General features: G+C 35.4%; 15 protein-coding genes and 1 pseudogene. 15 read left to right on the top strand and 1 reads right to left on the bottom strand.

The features are described from left to right. The first annotated feature begins 106 nt into the window (after positions 1–106). The 11 genes from Q9R40_RS02050 to Q9R40_RS02000 all read left to right on the top strand — a co-directional run bounded on the left by Q9R40_RS02050 (position 107) and on the right by Q9R40_RS02000 (position 15,143). On the top strand, positions 107–1,078 hold the full coding sequence (locus Q9R40_RS02050) for a ribose-phosphate diphosphokinase (RefSeq protein ID WP_004898715.1): 972 nt from the start codon (positions 107–109) through the stop codon (positions 1,076–1,078). Positions 1,079–1,231: 153 nt separating this feature from the next. Continuing rightward, on the top strand, positions 1,232–2,176 hold the full coding sequence (locus Q9R40_RS02045) for a LacI family DNA-binding transcriptional regulator (protein WP_297937771.1): 945 nt from the start codon (positions 1,232–1,234) through the stop codon (positions 2,174–2,176). A gap of 104 nt (positions 2,177–2,280) precedes the next feature. After that, the gene (locus Q9R40_RS02040) at positions 2,281–3,936 is read left to right on the top strand and encodes an alpha-glucosidase (protein ID WP_304676113.1); all 1,656 of its coding nucleotides are present in this window, start codon (positions 2,281–2,283) and stop codon (positions 3,934–3,936) included. 19 nt (positions 3,937–3,955) lie between these two features. Beyond that, a complete protein-coding gene (locus Q9R40_RS02035; RefSeq protein ID WP_304676112.1) occupies positions 3,956–5,680 on the top strand; it encodes a glycoside hydrolase family 13 protein in 1,725 nt (574 codons plus the stop codon). Between the two features lie 153 nt (positions 5,681–5,833). Then, the gene (locus Q9R40_RS02030) at positions 5,834–8,104 is read left to right on the top strand and encodes a glycoside hydrolase family 65 protein (RefSeq protein WP_304676111.1); all 2,271 of its coding nucleotides are present in this window, start codon (positions 5,834–5,836) and stop codon (positions 8,102–8,104) included. Next, a complete protein-coding gene (gene pgmB / locus Q9R40_RS02025; protein WP_304676110.1) occupies positions 8,089–8,751 on the top strand; it encodes a beta-phosphoglucomutase in 663 nt (220 codons plus the stop codon). The genes Q9R40_RS02030 and pgmB overlap by 16 nt, the downstream gene beginning before the upstream one ends. Before the next feature lie 20 nt (positions 8,752–8,771). After that, positions 8,772–9,875 (top strand): ABC transporter ATP-binding protein, encoded by a 1,104-nt coding sequence (locus Q9R40_RS02020; RefSeq protein WP_300593634.1) that lies wholly within the window; start codon positions 8,772–8,774, stop codon positions 9,873–9,875. Between the two features lie 111 nt (positions 9,876–9,986). Beyond that, a complete protein-coding gene (locus tag Q9R40_RS02015) occupies positions 9,987–11,204 on the top strand; it encodes an extracellular solute-binding protein (protein ID WP_300593637.1) in 1,218 nt (405 codons plus the stop codon). A gap of 36 nt (positions 11,205–11,240) precedes the next feature. Next, positions 11,241–12,596: a carbohydrate ABC transporter permease gene (locus Q9R40_RS02010; protein WP_304676109.1), complete on the top strand. Its 1,356-nt coding sequence runs from the start codon at positions 11,241–11,243 to the stop codon at positions 12,594–12,596. 2 nt (positions 12,597–12,598) lie between these two features. Then, on the top strand, positions 12,599–13,456 hold the full coding sequence (locus Q9R40_RS02005; protein ID WP_012845590.1) for a sugar ABC transporter permease: 858 nt from the start codon (positions 12,599–12,601) through the stop codon (positions 13,454–13,456). Positions 13,457–13,526: 70 nt separating this feature from the next. Further along, positions 13,527–15,143, top strand: a complete 1,617-nt coding sequence (locus tag Q9R40_RS02000; RefSeq protein WP_304676108.1) for an alpha-glucosidase — start codon at positions 13,527–13,529, stop codon at positions 15,141–15,143. Between the two features lie 38 nt (positions 15,144–15,181). Here the strand turns inward: Q9R40_RS02000 and Q9R40_RS01995 are convergent, their stop codons facing one another. Beyond that, positions 15,182–16,546 carry an HD domain-containing protein gene (locus Q9R40_RS01995; protein WP_297937795.1) on the bottom strand — a complete coding sequence of 455 codons (1,365 nt, stop codon included), beginning with the start codon at positions 16,544–16,546 and terminating at the stop codon, positions 15,182–15,184. A 112-nt stretch (positions 16,547–16,658) separates the two neighbouring features. Here Q9R40_RS01995 and Q9R40_RS01990 point away from each other — a divergent pair, with 112 nt between their 5' ends. The 4 genes and pseudogenes from Q9R40_RS01990 to Q9R40_RS01975 form a co-directional block, all read left to right on the top strand. Further along, positions 16,659–17,078 (top strand): DUF1934 domain-containing protein, encoded by a 420-nt coding sequence (locus tag Q9R40_RS01990; protein WP_300593645.1) that lies wholly within the window; start codon positions 16,659–16,661, stop codon positions 17,076–17,078. A 48-nt stretch (positions 17,079–17,126) separates the two neighbouring features. Beyond that, positions 17,127–17,669, top strand: a complete 543-nt coding sequence (rpoE, locus tag Q9R40_RS01985; RefSeq protein WP_004898759.1) for a DNA-directed RNA polymerase subunit delta — start codon at positions 17,127–17,129, stop codon at positions 17,667–17,669. 129 nt (positions 17,670–17,798) lie between these two features. Continuing rightward, positions 17,799–19,421: a CTP synthase gene (locus Q9R40_RS01980; RefSeq protein ID WP_300593647.1), complete on the top strand. Its 1,623-nt coding sequence runs from the start codon at positions 17,799–17,801 to the stop codon at positions 19,419–19,421. A gap of 131 nt (positions 19,422–19,552) precedes the next feature. After that, positions 19,553–20,079, top strand: a pseudogene (locus Q9R40_RS01975) (UDP-N-acetylglucosamine 1-carboxyvinyltransferase); the annotation flags it as partial.

Below are 20,079 nucleotides of genomic sequence, written 5' to 3'. Positions count from 1 at the left end.
AAAAGAAGTTGTTAAATACAACTTCTTTTTTTGCTATTTACAAGCGTAACAAGCATTTTTTTGCTATTATTAAATGTGGAATTGTAATTTTTCGGTGGAGGAAATTATGTCTCAATTAGACAAAGAAATTAAAATTTTTGCGCTCAACTCTAATAAGCCTTTAGCAGAAAAAATTGCTGATAAGGTGGGAGTTAAGCTTGGTAAGTCTGATGTTAAACGTTTCAGCGATGGTGAAATTCAAATTAACATCGATGAGTCAGTTCGTGGTAAAGATGTTTATTTAGTACAATCAACCTCAGCTCCAGTAAATGATAATTTAATGGAATTGTTGATCATGATTGATGCTGTTAAGCGTGCTTCAGCTAGAAGTGTTAACTTAGTAATGCCTTACTACGGATATGCACGTCAAGATAGAAAAACCCGTGCTCGTGAACCAATTACAGCTAAGTTAGTAGCTGATATGTTACAAAAAGCTGGTGCTGACCGAGTACTTTCACTTGATTTACATGCCCCACAAATTCAAGGCTTCTTTGATATTCCTGTTGATAATTTGATGGGAGCACCTCTTCTTGCTGACTACTTCTTGAGTCATGATTTAGAAAAAGATGCCGTTGTAGTTTCCCCTGATCATGGTGGTGTAACTAGAGCAAGAAAGCTAGCAGAATTCCTTAAGACTCCAATTGCAATTGTGGATAAGCGTCGTCCAAAGGCAAATGTTGCAGAAGTTATGAACATTATTGGTGATGTAAAAGGCAAGCGTGCCATTATTATTGATGACATGATTGATACGGCTGGTACTATTACTTTAGCATCTCAAGCTTTAATGGATGCAGGTGCAACTGAAGTTTATGCTTCAGCTACCCATGCAGTTTTATCAGGCCCTGCAATTGAGCGTTTGAATAACTCACCAATTAAGAAATTGATCTTAACTGATTCTATTAACCAACCTGAAGAAAAAGATTTATCTAAGGCTGAAATTGTTTCTGTTGGACCATTGATGGGTGAAGCAATTAAATTGATTCAAGAGCATAAACCAGTTAGTCCACTATTTAATACTCGTTTTCAATCACATAATTAAGTAATAAAAATCAATACCTATGTACTTAGGTATTGGTTTTTTTGTCCATAAAAGCTATACTTTTATTTTAAAAAAGCAAAAAAGCGCTTACATATTTTCGAGAATTAAGGTAGTATATAAACTATACAGTTTTAAAGAGGGAATTATGGAAATATGACTACTTTATCTGATGTAGCAAAAAAAGCTAGTGTATCTAAGATGACAGTATCGCGGGTTATTAATCATCCGCAGCAAGTGACGCCAGAATTAAGAAAAATTGTAGAAAAAGCAATGGAGCAATTGAATTATCATCCCAATTCAATTGCGAGTGCTTTGGCTCATAATCGGACTAATGTGGTTAAACTGGTAATTTTAGAAGATATTGATACGACCGAACCTTACTACATGAACTTACTTTTTGGAATTGCTAAAGGACTAAGCAAAAAACACTACGCAATTCAATTAGCCACAGACAGGGATGTTAGCGGAGGAGACGGTTACATTATAACTGGTGGGCGAGCAACGGATGCAGAATGGTTAGATCAGCTAGATAAGCCGTTTGTTTTATTTGGAGAAAATCGCTACGGTTACGATTTTATTGATACAGATAACAAATTAGGAGAACAGTTAGCTACACAATATGCACTTAATAAAAACTATCAATCAATTATTTTTATTGGAATTGATGAGAAAGAGCCATTTGAATATTCAAGAGAAGCCGGCTATATCAATACACTTCAGAAACATAATATGATTCCAAAAATTTTTCGAATCCAAAATCATAGTAGTTTGGCTGAAAAATTAATTATTAGTAATTGGAAAAAATTTGCGCCGAATACATGCTTTATTTGTGCCAGTGATCGAATTGCAGTGGGCGTAGTACGAGCTATACAAAGAAAGAATGGAAATATTCCTCGAGATTTTGGTGTGATTGGTTTTGACGGAGTCTTTTTAGATCAAGTCTCAAATCCTAAACTAACTACGGTTAAGCAAAATTTATTTAAGCTTGGTGAGCTCTTAGCTGGGATGATTCTGCAAAAAATTAAACAAGATGGAGCTCAGCAGGGTGAAGTCTTAATTGAACCAGAACTAATAAAAAGTGAATCTACAAGAAATTAGGAAGCTGTTTAGACAGCTTTCTTTTTTGATACCGGTAACATATAAAATATATTGTAAGCGCTTAGAATAATTGCTTAAAATAAAATTCATGGAGGATGTGTATTATGAGACATTGGTATGATCAAGCAATTATTTATCAAATATATCCGAAGTCTTTCCAAGATTCTAATAGTGACGGTATTGGTGACTTAAATGGAATAAGAAAGAGAATACCGTATTTAAAGGAATTAGGAATCAATGCTGTTTGGCTAAATCCAATTTTTGTTTCTCCACAAGTGGATAATGGCTATGATGTATCAAATTATTTTGCTATTGATCCAAAGATGGGAACAATGGAGGATATGGATAACTTAATTAAAGAGATGCATGAGGCTGGTATTCATGTGATTATGGACTTTGTATTGAACCATACTTCTGACCAGCATCCCTGGTTTCAAGATGCTATAAAAAATCCAGAAAGTATCTACCGTGACTATTATATTTTTGCTGGAGAAAACAATCAGCGTCCAAATAACTGGGGAAGCTTTTTTGGGGGAAGTGTCTGGGAAAAGGATCCTGCAGGCACTGGTCAATTTTATTTTCATCTTTTTGATAAAAGAATGCCTGATTTGAATTGGAAGAATCCGGAAGTTAGACATGCAATGATTGAGATTGCAAAATATTGGTTAGAAAAGGGGATTGATGGATTAAGATTAGATGCTTTTATTCATATTGCAAAAGCAGATCTAAGACAGAATTTTCCGGTTAATAGTAAAAATGAAGAACCAGTAATTGCAGAACCATTTTTTGCTAATTTACCACAAGTTCAAAAATGGATGCGACCATTTTGCGAAGAAATAAAACAAGATTATCCTGATGCATTACTTTTAGGAGAAGCAGCAAGTGCAAATGTAAATTTAGCTGTGGATTATACAAATAAGGATAATCATTTAATGGATAGCGTAATTACTTTTAGATATTTTACGGAAGATCAGAGTAAAATCGATCCTAGTTTTTTGAGTAATTATCAGCCTAAACCGTTAGATTGGGTTAAATTTAAACAAAATCAAACTATTTGGCAACAGACCTTAAGTGGAATTTCTAAACCTACCCTTTATTGGAATAATCATGATATGGCAAGGCTTGCAACCAGAATTGCTAAAAATGATACTCAAGCAAGAAGTTTAGCTATGTTGATGTATTTACAATGCGGTATTCCAATCATTTATTATGGTGAAGAATTGGGGATGAAGAATTTACAGTTTGAAGATATAAATGATTTTGAAGATGATACTGTAAAAGAGTTTATAAAGAGTGCAGAAAAAGCCAGCATACCTTCAAAAGAAGCATTGCTAATGGCAAGTAGGACTCATAAACTTCCTGCTCGCGGTCCAATGCCTTGGGATAACGAAAGAAATAATGGCTTTACAGAGAAAGAGCCTTGGATTAAAGGTAAGAAGCTTGATGAAGTAAATGTAGCTGATGAAATAGCAGATGACAGTAGTATGTTTAACTTTTACAAAGAGCTTATTAGCTTGAAAAAAGAACAACTATTTCAAGATGGCAATTATTATTTATGGTCAACGTCAGATGGAAGCTACGTCTATGAGCGTAATTTAAACGACAAAAAAGCTCTTATTGCTGTTTCTTTGAGTCCAGAACCGATTGAACTTGAAGTAGGAAAAGAATTTAGTAGTGAAAGGTTAGCGGCTGGCGAATATGATTTAACGACAGGAAAATTACGATTAGAACCATATGCCGGAGTAGTATTAGAAAATTAAAAAGATTGAGGAATAAAATATGCAACTTGCAGCTTTAAAACATAGAACTGAAAGTGAAGATTGTTTTGTTATTGATCATTCACACGTAAAAATTAGACTTCATACAGCAAAAGATGACGTGGAAAAAGTAATTGTTCATTACACGGATAACTATCTACCACCAAAAGAAGCTAAAGAACTTGAAATGGAGAAAATAGGTAGTGGTCAAGTTAATGATTACTGGGGAGCAACCTTAACTGCTCCATATCACCGAATTAAATATACTTTTGAAGTGATTGGCAAAGACGGAAGTCATGTTATTTTCGGTGATCGTAGTATTGAAAAATTTAGCGATAAAAAATTAAGAGAAGATGGAATGTATTTTAAAGTTCCATACTTCCATGATATTGATCGTATCAAGACTCCAAAATGGCTTAAAGACATTGTTTGGTATCAAATTTTTCCAGAGCGCTTTGCTAATGGCGATAAAAGTAACGACCCAGCAAATGTTAAAGAATGGAATCCGGAAGATCATCCTGGTAGAGAAGATTTCTACGGAGGAGACTTACAGGGAGTTTTAGATCATCTAGATGATTTACAGAAGTTAGGAGTTACAGGACTATATTTCTGCCCAATTTTTAAAGCAAGTTCTAATCATAAATATGACACAATTGACTATTTACAAGTAGATCCAGCTTTCGGAGACAAAGATTTATTTGCAAAAGTGGTTAATGAAGCACATAAGCGTGGGATGAAAGTGATGCTTGATGCTGTATTTAATCACTTAGGTGATCAATCAATGCAGTGGCAAGATGTAGTTGAAAATGGTGAAAAATCCCGCTTTAAAGATTGGTTCCATATTAATTCGTATCCAGTTGAACCATACCGCGACCCAAGTAAAGGTGAAAAAAATCCACCATATGAAACCTTTGCATTCGAAAAACACATGCCTAAATTAAATACAGCTAATCCAGAAGTACAGGACTTTTTATTAGAAATTGCTACCTACTGGGTAAAATATTTTGATATTGATGCATGGCGTTTAGATGTTGCAAATGAAGTTGACCATCATTTCTGGAAGAGATTCCATGATGAATTAGTTAAAATAAAGCCTGATTTCTATATTGTTGGTGAAATATGGCATTCAGCTCGTCCATGGCTTCAGGGAGATCAATTTACAGGTGTCATGAATTATCCATATACTTTACAAATTGAAGATCATTTCTTCAAGCATAAAATGGAGGCTAAAGATCTAAGTGAACACTTAACTGATCAGTTAATGATGTATCCTGATATGGTTGACCAGGCTATGATGAATATGCTTGATTCCCATGATACGGCTAGAATTTTAACTTTAGCAAAAGACAATCAAGATTTAGCTTTACAAGCAGTTGCGTATGAATTTGTTCAGCCGGGAGTGCCATGTATTTACTATGGAACAGAGATGGGAATGAGCGGCGATAATGATCCGGATTGTCGCAAACCAATGGATTGGAGCAAGCTCGAAGGACCAGTATGGCAAAGAGTCCATGAATTAGTGAAATTCAGACTTGATCATAGCGATACTTTGAATAAAGGTACTGTTAAGTTAACGGTAACAGAAAAAGGTCTCTTAAAAGTTGAACGAACAGGCAGAGAAACAATAAAGGCCTACTATAACACCGGTAAAAAAGGTATTAAAATTGATAAAACAGCAGTCCTTAGTCAGAACTATAAATCGGGAGTATTAGCGCCAGATGGCTTTTTGATCGAGGTTAAGGCTTAATATATGAACAAAAAAAGCAGCAATAAGATGCTGCTTTTTTTCTTATAATTTTTTGATACCGGTAACATGAAAACAAACATTGTTAAGCGCTTTCAATAATTAGATAATAGATTTGTAAACAAAAAGACTTCACGAAAGTGATGGAGAATGATAATGAAAAGAATTTTTGAGGTTGATCCTTGGAAAGTAACGACACATGAATTTTCCAAGGAAGATAAAAGGTTACAAGAAAGTATTACAGCAATTGGTAACGACTACATGGGAATGAGAGGAAACTTTGAGGAGGGTTACTCTGGTGACACGCTTCAAGGAACATACTTAGCAGGTGTGTGGTTCCCAGATAAGACAGTTGTTGGTTGGTGGAAGAATGGATATCCAAAGTACTTTGGTAAGACACCAAATGCTCCAAGTTTTATTGGAATTGGGATTACCGTCAACGGTGAAAAAATTGACTTAGCCAAAGTAAAATTTAGTGATTTTGAATTATCACTTGATATGCATCAAGGACTTCTTTCAAGAAGTTTTATCTATGAAGGTAAAGATGTCAAAGTTAAATTTGAATTTGAACGTTTTCTTCACATTGTACAAAAAGAAGCTGCTTTAATTAAAGTAAAGGCTACGGTACTTGAGGGAAAGGCTAAGATTGATTTTGATTCTACTTTAGATGGAACAGTTGTTAACGAAGACAGTAACTATGATGAACGCTTCTGGATTCCACTTGGTGAGAATAAGGATACAAAAACTATCCAGGTAAAAACTAAGCCTAATCCTTATGAAGTGCCTCAATTCACAGTTTTACTTCAAGAATCTTTACGCCACAATGGTGAACTAATTCAAACTGAAGTTTCTACTAAAGAAGCCAAGTTGAGCGAAAAATTTTCAGTTGAATTAAGTGAAGGACAAAGTTACGAACTTGAAAAAGACATTATTGTTGTAACAAGTAGAGATGTTGAAGAAAAAGATCAAGCAAGTGTTGCTGAAGATTTAATGAATAAGCTTCAATCAAAGAGCTTTGAAGAAAACTTAGCCGATCATACTGCTGAATGGCAAAAACGTTGGGACATGAGTGATGTTGAAATTTCTGGTGATGCAGCAGCCCAACAGGGGATTAGATTTAATATTGCTCAGTTGTTCATGACATACTACGGTGAAGATGAACGCTTGAACGTTGGTCCTAAGGGATTTACTGGTGAAAAATACGGTGGTGCTACTTATTGGGATACTGAGGCTTACATCGTTCCAATGTACTTAGGGATTACTAACCCAAGCGTTACTAAAGCCCTTCTTCAATATCGTCATAATCAATTACCAGGAGCATATCACAATGCTAAAGAACAAGGCCTTCCAGGTGCCTTGTTCCCAATGGTAACTTTCAATGGTATTGAATGTCATAACGAGTGGGAAATTACATTTGAAGAAATCCACAGAAATGCTGATATTCCACATGCGATTGCTATGTATACCGAATATACGGGTGATGATAGCTATGTTAAGAATGAAGGTATGGATGTCTTAGTTGGAACTGCAAGATTCTGGGCAGCTCGAGTTCATTGGTCTAAGTGGCGTAACAAGTATGTAATGCACGGTGTTACCGGACCAAATGAATATGAAAATAACGTAAACAATAACTGGTTTACTAGTACTATGGCAAGATGGCTTCTGAAATATACACTAGAGCGTTTGCCACTTGCAACTAAGGAAGCTCAAGAACGAGTTCATGTTACTGAAGAAGAAAAAGAAAAGTGGCAGGACATTGTTGATAAGATTTATCTACCTGAAGATAAGGAATTAGGTATTTTCTTACAACAAGATGATTTTCTTGATAAAGAGATTCGTCCCGTTAGTGAAATTGAAGATCAACGTCCTATTAACCAGCATTGGTCTTGGGATAAGATTTTAAGATCACCATTTATTAAACAAGCGGATGTTTTGCAAGGTATCTATTTCTTCCCAGAAAACTATACTAAGGATCAAAAAGAAAAGAACTTTGATTTCTATGAACCCTTAACTGTTCATGAAAGTTCACTTTCACCTTCAATTCACTCAGTTTTAGCTGCTGAATTAGGAAAGAAAGATAAGGCAGTTGAACTATATGAAAGAACTGCAAGACTTGATTTAGATAATTACAACAATGATACAGTTGATGGTTTACACATTACTTCGATGAGTGGATCATGGTTAGCGATTGTTCAAGGCTTTGCTGGAATGAGATACGATCATGATCAATTGAAGTTTAAACCATTTATTCCAGATAACTGGGATCACTGTAGCTTTAAGATTAACTACCGTGGTCGTTTAATTAAGGTTTATGTTGATCATCAAGAAAGTAAGATCTCTTTACTTAAAGGTAAAGATCTAGAAATTCTTGTTAATGATAAGAAGGTAACGCTTAAAGAGGGTGAAAGTGAATGCTTAAAGGACTAATTTTTGACTTAGATGGAGTTTTAACAAATTCAGCTGTCTATCATTTAACTGCTTGGAATAATTTAGCTAAGGAATTAGGGATTAACTTAACAGATGATCAACTTGATAGCTTAAGAGGTATTTCAAGAATGGATTCTTTAAATCTAATTTTGAAATATGGCGATCAGGAAGATAAATATTCTGAAGCAGAAAAAGAAAAGTTCGCAGCAGAAAAGAATACAAAATTTGTTGAACAAGTTGAAAAAATGACGCCAGCAGATATTTTGCCAGGTATTCCGGAACTTCTTAGTGATGCAAAGAAGCAAAACTTAAAACTGGTTATTGCTTCTGCCTCAAAAAATGCACCTAAGATTTTAACAAAGTTAGGAATTATGGATGAATTTGATGGCATTGTTGATCCAGCAACACTTCATCGCGGAAAACCAGATCCAGAAATTTATAAAAAAGCTCAAGAATTAGCTGGTTTAAATGCAGACGAAGTAATTAGTTTTGAAGATGCTCAAGCAGGTGTTCAATCAATTAAAAGTGCTGGTCAATTTGCAGTTGGAATTGGGGATAAAGAGGTCTTGAAAGAGGCTGATTATATTGTTCCAACTACTAAAGAATTGAAACTTTCAGAAATTGAATCAGTTTTTAATAAAGAATAAGAGGGAAGTAGGGAAAGAGAATGGTTGAAGTAGATTTAAACCATATCTATAAAAAGTACGAAGGAAATGATAAATATTCAGTTAATGACTTTGATTTACATATCAAAGATAAGGAATTTATCGTTTTTGTTGGACCATCTGGTTGTGGTAAATCAACTACTTTGAGAATGGTTGCTGGTCTAGAAGATATCTCTAAGGGTACTTTAGAGATTGACCATAAGGTAATGAATGACGTTGCACCTAAAGATAGAGACATTGCCATGGTTTTCCAGAACTATGCTTTGTACCCTCATATGTCAATTTACGACAACATGGCTTTTGGATTAAAGCTTCGTCATTATAAGAAAGATGAGATTGATAAACGAGTTAAGCATGCAGCAGATATTTTAGGTTTATCAGAATATCTTGATAAAAAGCCAGCTGAATTATCTGGTGGACAAAGACAGCGTGTTGCCTTAGGACGAGCAATTGTCCGAGATGCTCCAATTTTCTTAATGGATGAACCTTTATCAAACTTGGATGCAAAATTACGTGTCACAATGCGTGCTGAAATTGCTAAGTTGCACCAAAATTTGGGAACTACTACGATTTACGTTACTCACGATCAAACTGAAGCCATGACTTTGGCAGATCGGGTAGTAGTTATGTCAGTGGGTAAAGTTCAACAAATTGGTACACCTCTAGAAGTTTACAATACACCAGTAAATATGTTTGTGGCTGGCTTTATTGGATCTCCTCAAATGAACTTCTTTAATGTTCACTTTAAAGGAAATCGAATTAGCGACGGAAAAGGTCTAGATATCGAAATTCCTGAAGGTAAAGCAAAGATGCTTAAAGAAAAGGGATATGACGATAAAGATTTAGTCTTTGGTATTCGTCCTGAAGATATTCATTCAGAGGAAGCTTTCCTTGAAACTTGGCCTAATTCAATTGTTGAATCAACTGTTGTTGTTTCAGAATTGCTTGGTTCAACTATTCAGCTTTATCAAAAAGTAGATGGAACAGAATTTGTAGCCATTGTAAATGCCCGTGATTACCATACTCCAGGCGATAAAGTAAAAATGGGATTTGATGTTAATAAAGCCCACTTCTTTGATAAAGATACAACGAATGCTATTCGTTAACTTGCAGGAGAGGAAGCTTCTGCAAAATATTAATTAGGTTTACAACGAGTGTGAAACTTGGTTCACGGTTGTAATAATGTATTTAGCCAGTCATGGCTAGGAGGAAAAATCATGAAGTTATGGAAAAAATTGGCTTTAGGTAGTGTTGTAGCAATATCTGCTATTTCATTAACTGCTTGTAGTAACAACTCTAATTCAAACGAATCAAAGAGCTCAAATAAGCAATTAACTCTTTGGGTAGATACTGCTCGTGTTAGTTGGTATAAGGGTGTAGTAAAGGACTTTGAAAAAGAACACCCTAATATTAAAGTTAAGGTTACTCAAAACCCTAATGGTTCAGCTAATGCTAAAACTGATGTTGCTAAAGATCCTTCAAAAGCTGCCGATGTGTTTGGTGTTCCAAATGACCAATTAGGTCAAATGGCAGATTCAGGTTACATTAACCCATTGTCACCATCTGATACTAAAGACATTAAGAAGAATTCTGTTCCAGAAGCATACAAAGGTGTTGAATGGAAAGGCAAGCTTTACGCATATCCATATTCTGAACAAGCTCAAACTGTTTACTATGACAAGTCTAAGCTTTCACCAGAAGATGTTAAATCTTGGAAGACTATGACTTCTAAAGGTGTAGTTGCAACTGACTTCACTAATGCTTACGTAATGTGGCCAGTAATGTTTTCAGCAGGTACAAAGTTATTTGGTAACAGCGGAGAAGATGTAAAAGGCTCCACTATGGATTCACAAAATGGTGTAAATGCAATGAAGTGGTACGCTGAACAAAAGAACAATAAAGGCGTTATGCAAACTTCAAACGCACTAAACCAATTAAAGAAGGGTAATGCTCAAGCTATCTTAGATGGTCCATGGAACGCGGCTAATATTAAGAAGATTTTAGGTAAGAACTTAGGAGTTGCTCCATATCCAACTATTGAAGTTGGCGGTAAGACTGCTCAAATGGAAGCTTTCTTAGGTATAGAATGTTTCGCTGTTAACTCACATACTTCTAATGCTAAGAATGCAGCAATTTTGGCTAAATACTTATCTAACAAAGAAAACCAATTAATTGTTCACAAGAATGCTGGTGAAATTCCTGTAAACAAGGCAGCTCAAAATACTGCAGAGGTTAAGAACGACCCAGTTGCTAAGGCTGTAATTCAAATGGCTCAACCAGGCTACTCAGTTCTTCAACCTAAATTGCCACAAATGTCAATCTTCTGGAACGACTCAGCTCCATTAATTAGTGGTGCATACGACGGCAAGATTAAGCCATCTCAATACAAGAGTAAGCTTGCTAAATTACAAAAGAAGATTTCTAAAGAAGAGTAATCTTGAAAAATCACATAAGCAAAGGTTTGATTAATTATGTTTAAGAAAAAACATGCTACGCCTGCAGTTACCTTAAAGGAAACATGGAAAGATGGAGATGCAGTAACAAAATTATCATTCTTCATCATGGGCTTAAATGCTATTAAACATCGGCAATGGGTAAAAGGATTTTCACTTTTATTTGCTGAAATTGTATTTTTAGTTTGGTTCTTTTTAAGTGGAATTCATTCAATTGCTGGTTTAAGTAACTTAGGTGCAATAAAGAATAAACGCGTTGTATTTGATAAAGCTCAAGGAGTATATGTTACTCAGCAGCCAGATAATTCTGTTTTAATTCTATTATTTGGTATTTTGGCTTTATTCATTGTTGCTGGTTTTATATATCTATATATCATTAATTTAAAATCTAATAAGCATACTTTCTTATTAGAAAAGAGACATGAACATATTCCAACTAATCGTGAAGAAATTGCATCTTTGTTTGATCAAAGATTGCATGCAACGTTGATGACAATTCCAATTGTTTTAATCATTCTATTTACGGTTTTGCCAACAGTCTTTATGATTTCAATGGCATTTACTAACTATGATCGTCAACACTCAGTTGGATTTTCATGGACTGGTTTTCAAGCATTTGGAAATGTGTTGAGTGGTGATTTAGCAGGTACTTTCTTTCCAGTTTTAGGTTGGACTTTAATTTGGGCAGTTGCTGCTACAGCTACTACTTTCTTCTTTGGTGTCTTATTAGCCCTTTTGATTGAATCAAAGGGAATTAAGCATAAGAATTTATGGAGAACAATTTTCGTAATTGTTTATGCTGTACCACAATTTGTTTCTCTATTAATGATGGCACAATTCCTTGACTATCAAGGACCATTGAACACCTTACTTATGAATTGGGGATGGATTAGTCACCCAATTCACTTCATTGATAACCAGGCTAGTCCCCTTGTTGCTAGAATTACAGTTATTGTGGTTAACATGTGGATTGGTATCCCAGTTTCAATGTTAACTTCAACAGCTATTATTCAAAACTTACCACAAGATCAAATTGAGGCTGCTCGTATTGACGGTGCAAGCCCAGTACAAATTTTTAACCACATTACATTCCCACAAATTTTATTTGTAATGTCTCCAGCTTTGATTCAACAATTTATTGGTAACATCAACAACTTCAATGTTATCTACTTGCTGACTGGTGGTGCACCAATGAACAATAACTATAATGGTGCTGGTTCGACAGACTTACTTGTAACTTGGCTCTATAACTTAACATTTGGTCAAGAGCAACGCTACAATGCATCTGCTGTTTTGGGTATCTTGATCTTTATTATTAGTGCTACATTCTCACTAATTGCATATCGTCATACTAATGCGTACAAGGAGGGCTAAAAATGAAGTCTTATCATAATCAAAGAAGAATTGCTTTAATTTTTAGATATGTTCTATTAGCTATCCTGGCCGTATTATGGATTTTCCCAATTATTTGGATCATTTTAGCAAGTTTTTCATACAACAACACAGGATTTGTATCTACAATTTGGCCAGAAAAATTTACTTGGCAAAATTATGTTGGTATTCTTACTAGTTCACAATATCCATTTGTAAATTGGGTGTTAAATACACTATTTGTCGCTGTTGTTTCAGCAACATTATCAACCTTTGTAACTATCGGAGTTGCTTACGTATTATCAAGATTACGTTTCCGCTTCCGTAAGCCATTTTTACAAATTGCTTTGGTATTAGGAATGTTTCCAGGGTTCATGTCTATGATTGCCTTGTACTACATTCTAAAGGCTTTAAACATGCTAAATCTTGGTGGATTAATCTTAGTTTATGTTGGTGGTGCCGGCCTTGGCTTCTACATTGCTAAAGGGTTCTTTGACACCATGCCACGAGCAATTGATGAAGCTGCTGAAATTGATGGTGCGACTAAATGGCAAGTGTTCACTCACATTGGGTTACCACTTTCAAAGCCAATGATTGTTTATACTGCACTTACTTCGTTCATGGCTCCATGGGTAGACTTCATTTTCTCAGGTATTATCCTCTCTACCTCAGGAAATCCGAAGACCTACACTGTTGCCTATGGACTATACAACATGGTTCACTCGGCAAAGGGTACTATGGCTCAATTCTTTACTCAGTTCATTGCCGGATGTGTAATCATTGCAATTCCAATTACGATTTTGTTCATTGTAATGCAAAAATTCTATGTTAACGGAATCACAGCAGGTGCTGATAAAGGTTAATCAAATTAAAGTTTATGTGAAAAAAGTGTCCTGTTTTATCAGGGCACTTTTTATTTGAAGGAGAAAAAATATGACACCTTGGTGGAAAAAAGCGGTCGTTTATCAAGTTTATCCTAAATCCTTTCAAGATAGTAACGGAGATGGAATTGGAGATATCCCCGGAATCATAGCGCGACTAGGATATTTAGAAAAACTAGGGATTGATGCTATTTGGCTATCACCGGTTTATTTATCTCCCGGAGTAGATAATGGCTATGATATCTCTGATTATCAAAAAATAGACCCACAATACGGAACAATGGAAGATATGGATAATCTAATTAAAGAAGCTAAAAAGCATCATATACGGATTATTATGGACCTTGTTGTCAATCATACATCTGATCAACATCCTTGGTTCATTGAAGCAAGGAAGAGCAAGGATAATCCATATCGCGATTTTTATATTTGGCGTGATCCAGTAGATGGACATGAACCTAATGATTTGAAGTCGGCCTTTTCTGGATCGGCTTGGAAGTTTGATGAAAAAACTGGTCAATATTACTTACACTTCTTTGCCGATCAACAGCCAGATCTTAATTGGAAGAACCCAAAATTAAGAAATAAAGTCTATGAAATGATGAATTATTGGATTGATAAGGGAATTGGCGGCTTTAGGATGGATGTCATTGAACTTATTGGGAAAGATTCCGATAAAAAGATTCGGGAGAATGGTCCAATGCTTCATCCTTATTTAAAAGAAATGAATGAGAATACTTTTGCCGGTAAAGGGCTAATGACAGTTGGTGAAACATGGAACTCTACTCCAAAAATCGCTGCAGAATATTCAGATCCAGCTCGTCATGAATTATCAATGGTATTTCAATTTGAAAATCAAGGTTTAGATCAGCAAGAAGGAAAAGAAAAATGGGATTTACGGCCGCTTGATTTAGGTGAATTGAAAAAAGTTCTAGTTAAATGGCAGACTGAAATTGATTTTGATCATGCATGGAACAGTCTTTTTTGGGAAAATCATGATATTCCGCGAGTTATTTCACGGTGGGGAAATGATAAAGAATATCGAGTTCAAAGCGCAAAAATGTTTGCGATTGTACTGCATTTAATGCATGGGACACCTTACATCTATAATGGTGAAGAAATTGGTATGACGAATTGTCCTGTTAAGTCAATTGATGAAGTAGAGGACATTGAAAGTATCAATATGTACCGCGAAAGAATTGAAAAAGGCTACAGTAAGGATGAACTAATTAAAGCAATTAATACTAAAGGTCGAGATAATGCACGACGTCCAATGCAGTGGTCAAACGAAGAAAGTGCGGGCTTTACTACTGGAAAACCATGGTTAAAATTAAATCCAAACTACAAGACAATTAACGTTGAAGAAGCCTTGGAAGATACAAATTCTATTTTTTACACTTATCAAAAGTTAATTAGACTTCGACATGAAAATCCTGTTATTGTAGATGGAAACTTTGAGCTTGTGGAAAGTACTGGTGACAATATTTTGGCTTTTTGGCGAAAATTAGAAGATGAAAAATGGCTAGTAGTTGCTAACTTGTCTGGTAAAGAACAGAATCTAAATTTAGATGTTCCCTTTAAAGAAGTTTTGATTAGTAACTATGAAAAACGGGACAATTTAAAGGATATGGTTTTAAAACCTTATGAAGCTTTTGCTATTAAAGCATAGTAAAAAAGACGCATTGAATTTTATCAGTGCGTCTTTAATTATTTCTTTTTATTTGGACGTCGTAAGTAGCGTAAAGTATTATTTCGAATATATTTTTGAAATTCTTGATAAATAGGATCAAAAATCTGAGGCTCATCTGTTTCTTTAACCATTACTTTTGGAAAGAAGAAACGTTCATCTCCCTGAAGAGTTCCATTTAAGGATTTAACAAGTGGGCTCAATTCCGAAAGTTCAACTAGACTACCATCAGTTTGCATAATCTCAATTGGACTATGAGCATTTTTCCCAGTTGGCTTATATGCGTCATAAGGCTCGTCGAAAGCTGAATTGGTAGCAGTATAGTAATTAGGATTAAAACCAGCTTGCTTAATGAGATTCTTTAGCTTTGGTAGTAAACTCTTAGTATCCTCATTAATCTTGACACTTTCAAGGGGATGACGGTATAAGTATCGATTTGAAAGATCGGATAAAATTTGATCTCCTGAGTTGGTCCAGAGCAAGAAATTGGTTTCCATCACGCCATCATCTAACTTAAGGTAATCTTCAAGGGTCCATTTTCCGTTCAAAAATGCTTCGAGTTGAGGAGTAACTTGCAGTTTGCCTTCTTCATAGATGATTTGAGCTCGTTCAAGTAAATGATGTAAGATAACTTCCATTGAACGATTGACGCGGTGGAAATAAACTTGTTGATACATTTGGTATCGGCTAATGATGTAATCCTCGACCGAGTGGATACCTTTATCTGTAAAGCAAATACCATCCCTATAGGGACGGATTACTTCTAAAATTCTCGTTAAGTCAAAACTTCCGTAAGTTACACCAGTAAAGTAAGCATCCCGTAGTAAGTAATCCATTCTATCTGCGTCAGCTTGACTTGAAATTAGTTTGACTACCTGAGGGTTAGGATATGTTTTAGCAATAACACTAGCAACTAATTCTGGAAAATTAGGACTTACTTTTCTCAGGGCTTGATTTACTTCAGTATTTTTATCGGTAATAATTTGTTGGCCCATTTTTTCATGGTTAGTACCAAATAAATGCTCAAAGGTATGAGAATAAGGACCATGACCAATATCATGAAGTAAAGCGGCACATTCTGCTAAGAGTCTTTCGTCTGGATTCCATAATCCATCGCCCGGTTCTTTACTTACATACTTTTCTTCAAAAATATCACAAATTCTTCGGGTTAATTCATAAACGCCTAGATTATGTTCAAAGCGAGTATGAGTTGCTCCTTGAAAAACGTAAGATGCTGGTCCTAATTGCTTGATTCGACGTAAACGTTGAAATTCTTTTGAATTAATGACATCTAAAATAACTTGATCTTTAACATGAATATAGTTGTGAACTGGATCTCTCATTACTTTTTCATGATCCAGCTTTTTACTTTGAAATTTTTCCATTTTTCTTATACTATTTTCTCGGATAATAAAATAATTTTGCTAACGTATAATCAACTTGATTATAACAATAATGCTACTTTAAGGCTATCCTAGCGTGAAGGAAGGTGAAAATATGAGCAAGAAAGTTGAGATTAAAATTACTAGTGAGATTCACCAAGAAGATGAATCAGCCGTTTTTGAAAGAGATGGCTTAGGATCAATTGAAAAAGTTGGCGAAGATTGGCGCATAAAATATAGCGAAAAGAATAAAGAGGGCGATGTTGAAGTAAAATTATTAATTAAGCCAAATGAGCTTGTAATGCAACGAGGAGATGCTAAAGGTGATCATACGCTAATGAAGTTTGAGCCAGGAGAAAAAAGAAAATGCAAGGTTGTAGCTTCTGGTAAGCAAATGAATTTAGAGTCTTTGACTAATAAATTGAATTTTTCTGAAATTTCTCCAGGAAAGATGCAACTAAAAGTTGAATATGATCTCTTTTCTGGTCTATACTTAGTAGGTAACTATGCAATAAAGATTGATATAATAGAATAGATCTTTAGCAAATTTAGATAAATTGATTACGTGAAAGGACGTGCCACTGTGGGGTTAGATGATTTTCAAGGCCAAAATAAAGACGAATTGTCAATGATCGAAGTTGCTCGTGCAATTTTACAAGATAGCGGCAAGCGAATGGCCTTTGCTGATATCGTTAACGCCGTCCAGAACTTTCTGGGTAAGAGTGACGAAGAAATTCGTGAGCGTTTGCCACAATTTTACACTGATATGAACACTGATGGTGAATTCATTTCAATGGGTGATAATGTTTGGGCATTGCGTTCTTGGTTCCCATATGAATCTGTTGATGAAGAAGTAAACCATCCAGAAGATGAAGAAGATGTACCACGTAAGAAACACCACAAGAAAGTTAATGCTTTCATTGGTGATTCTGACGATGATGATATTATCGACTACGATTCAGATGATCCAGAAGATGAAGATTTGGATGTTGACGAAGAAGATACTAATGAAGACGACTACTCAGATGATGATCTTGATGATGCCGATGATAATGAATTAGATGATGGTATTGAAGGCCAATTATCTGAACTTCATCAAGATGATCTTGATGACGATGATGAGTAAAGTACTTGACGGAAAGTAATTTTCCCTTTAGTATTTTGTATGGGCACTCTATGTGCAATTAAGCTCCCATGTATTTGGGAGCTTTTTTTGATTTTAACAGAGAATAAAAGAAAAGAGAGGAAGCACGGCATGACAAAGTATATTTTTGTAACTGGTGGAGTTGTTTCATCGCTAGGTAAGGGAATTTCAGCTTCAAGTTTAGGACGTTTACTTAAAAATCGTGGCTTAAAAGTTACCATGCAAAAGTTTGATCCTTACATTAATATCGATCCAGGTACAATGAATCCATACCAACATGGGGAAGTTTATGTTACCGATGATGGTACAGAAGCTGATCTTGACTTGGGTCACTATGAAAGAATTGTTGATGTTAGAACAAGTAAATATTCTAATGTCACTACTGGTAAAATCTATCAAGAAGTGCTTGATAAAGAACGTCGCGGTGACTATCATGGTGCAACTGTGCAAGTAATTCCGCATATTACGGACATGATTAAGAAAAAAATCATGCGTGCTGCCTTAACGACTGATTCAGATGTTATTATTTCTGAAATTGGTGGTACAGTAGGGGATATCGAATCTACACCATTTATGGAAGCAATTCGCCAAATGCGTCGTGAAGTTGGTGAAGAAAATGTAATGTACATTCACTGTACATTGGTACCTTATCTTCATGCTGCTCACGAAATGAAAACTAAGCCAACACAACATTCAGTTGCTGAACTTAGAAGTATTGGTATTCAACCAAATATGCTTGTTTTAAGAGCTGAAAAACCAGTTGCTCAAGAGTTAAAAAATAAGATTTCTACCTTTACTGATGTTCCAGTAGATCGGATTATTGAATCTATCGATGCTCCTTCACTTTTTGATTTGCCACTTGCTTTTCAAGCTCAAGGTATGGACCAAAAAGTTTGCGACTTTTTACATTTAGAAAGTCCAAAGCCAGAAGCAGATATGGAAGCTTGGAAGAAATTAGATGAACGTGCAAAGAACTTAAAGCACGAAACTACCATTACCTTAGTAGGTAAGTATGTAGAACTTGAAGATGCATATATTTCTGTTACTGATGCTTTGCAACACGCTGGCTACTTATATGACACTAAGATTAAAGTAAATAAGGTCCAAGCAGAAGATATCACTGAAGATAACATTGCAGAAATTATGAAAGATTCAGATGGATTAATTGTACCTGGTGGTTTTGGTACACGTGGTCTTGAAGGTATGATTACTTCAATTAAATATGCCCGTGAACACGATATTCCATTTTTAGGAATCTGCTTAGGTATGCAAATGGCAAGCGTTGAATTTGCCAGAAATGTACTCGGCTTAAAAGATGCTAATAGTGCAGAAGCTAATCCACACACTAAGAATAATATTATTGATATTATGGCTGACAAGCGTGATGAAGAAAATATTGGTGGTACGCTTCGTTTAGGTCTATACCCGGCAACTTTAAAGAAGGGTACTAAGACACGTGAAGCATATGATGACCAAGATGTAATTCAAGAAAGACACCGTCACCGTTATGAATTCAATAATGAATATCGTGAAGCATTTGAAAAGGCAGGTATGGTCTTCTCCGGGGTTTCTCCAGATAATCATTTAGTAGAAATTATTGAAATTCCAAATAAAAAATTCTTTATCGCAGCTCAATATCATCCAGAATTTTTAAGTCGTCCACAAAGACCAGAAGGACTATTTAAAGCATTTATTGATGCAGCAAGTGGTCTTCCAGCACAACATTTTAACTAGACTTTAAAAATTAAATTTCGGTAACAAGAGAGCCATAATCCTCGGCTTCTCTTGTTTTTTTTGCGTTTTTCATTTAATATATTTTGTGATACATTTGGGTATTACAAATAGAGAAAAGGATTGTTTCCCCAATGAAACAGATGATTATTCATGGTGGAAAGCCCCTGAAGGGCGACGTATGGATCGGCGGTGCTAAGAATTCCACCGTAGCATTGATTCCAGCGTCAATACTTTCGCGGACTCCTGTTACCCTAGAAGGGGTTCCGCGAATTGCTGATGTAGATAATTTGATGGATCTACTTAGTGAAATGGATGTAAAGTGTGATTTTCATGAAACTACTTTACGAATAAATCCGGATGACATTAAGCGTAGTCCCCTTCCAGCAGGAAAAATTAAGAGCTTGAGAGCTTCTTACTACTTTATGGGTGCATTATTAGGTCGTTTTGGTAAAGCTGTGGTGGGCTTTCCAGGCGGAGATGATATTGGCCCTCGTCCTATTGATCAGCATATTAAAGGCTTTGAAGCATTAGGTGCAACTGTTGAGAATAAAAACGATCAAATTATCATTACAGCTCCTAAAACTGGGCTTCGTGGTGCAAAAATTCATTTAAAGATGCCTTCTGTAGGCGCAACAATGAACATAATTATGGCTAGCGT

This window comes from uncultured Lactobacillus sp. (assembly GCF_948948975.1).
In the GTDB taxonomy this organism is placed as follows: domain Bacteria; phylum Bacillota; class Bacilli; order Lactobacillales; family Lactobacillaceae; genus Lactobacillus.
This window is presented reverse-complemented; position numbering and strand designations above follow the sequence as displayed.

What these genes read in the sequence shown, in the direction of transcription:
- Q9R40_RS02050 (WP_004898715.1), top strand. Translation starts at nt 107, where the DNA reads ATGTCTCAATTAGACAAAGAAATTAAAATTTTTGCGCTCAACTCTAAT.
- Q9R40_RS02045 (WP_297937771.1), top strand. Translation starts at nt 1,232, where the DNA reads ATGACTACTTTATCTGATGTAGCAAAAAAAGCTAGTGTATCTAAGATG.
- Q9R40_RS02040 (WP_304676113.1), top strand. Translation starts at nt 2,281, where the DNA reads ATGAGACATTGGTATGATCAAGCAATTATTTATCAAATATATCCGAAG.
- Q9R40_RS02035 (WP_304676112.1), top strand. Translation starts at nt 3,956, where the DNA reads ATGCAACTTGCAGCTTTAAAACATAGAACTGAAAGTGAAGATTGTTTT.
- Q9R40_RS02030 (WP_304676111.1), top strand. Translation starts at nt 5,834, where the DNA reads ATGAAAAGAATTTTTGAGGTTGATCCTTGGAAAGTAACGACACATGAA.
- pgmB (WP_304676110.1), top strand. Translation starts at nt 8,089, where the DNA reads ATGCTTAAAGGACTAATTTTTGACTTAGATGGAGTTTTAACAAATTCA.
- Q9R40_RS02020 (WP_300593634.1), top strand. Translation starts at nt 8,772, where the DNA reads ATGGTTGAAGTAGATTTAAACCATATCTATAAAAAGTACGAAGGAAAT.
- Q9R40_RS02015 (WP_300593637.1), top strand. Translation starts at nt 9,987, where the DNA reads ATGAAGTTATGGAAAAAATTGGCTTTAGGTAGTGTTGTAGCAATATCT.
- Q9R40_RS02010 (WP_304676109.1), top strand. Translation starts at nt 11,241, where the DNA reads ATGTTTAAGAAAAAACATGCTACGCCTGCAGTTACCTTAAAGGAAACA.
- Q9R40_RS02005 (WP_012845590.1), top strand. Translation starts at nt 12,599, where the DNA reads ATGAAGTCTTATCATAATCAAAGAAGAATTGCTTTAATTTTTAGATAT.
- Q9R40_RS02000 (WP_304676108.1), top strand. Translation starts at nt 13,527, where the DNA reads ATGACACCTTGGTGGAAAAAAGCGGTCGTTTATCAAGTTTATCCTAAA.
- Q9R40_RS01995 (WP_297937795.1), bottom strand. Translation starts at nt 16,546, where the DNA reads ATGGAAAAATTTCAAAGTAAAAAGCTGGATCATGAAAAAGTAATGAGA.
- Q9R40_RS01990 (WP_300593645.1), top strand. Translation starts at nt 16,659, where the DNA reads ATGAGCAAGAAAGTTGAGATTAAAATTACTAGTGAGATTCACCAAGAA.
- Q9R40_RS01980 (WP_300593647.1), top strand. Translation starts at nt 17,799, where the DNA reads ATGACAAAGTATATTTTTGTAACTGGTGGAGTTGTTTCATCGCTAGGT.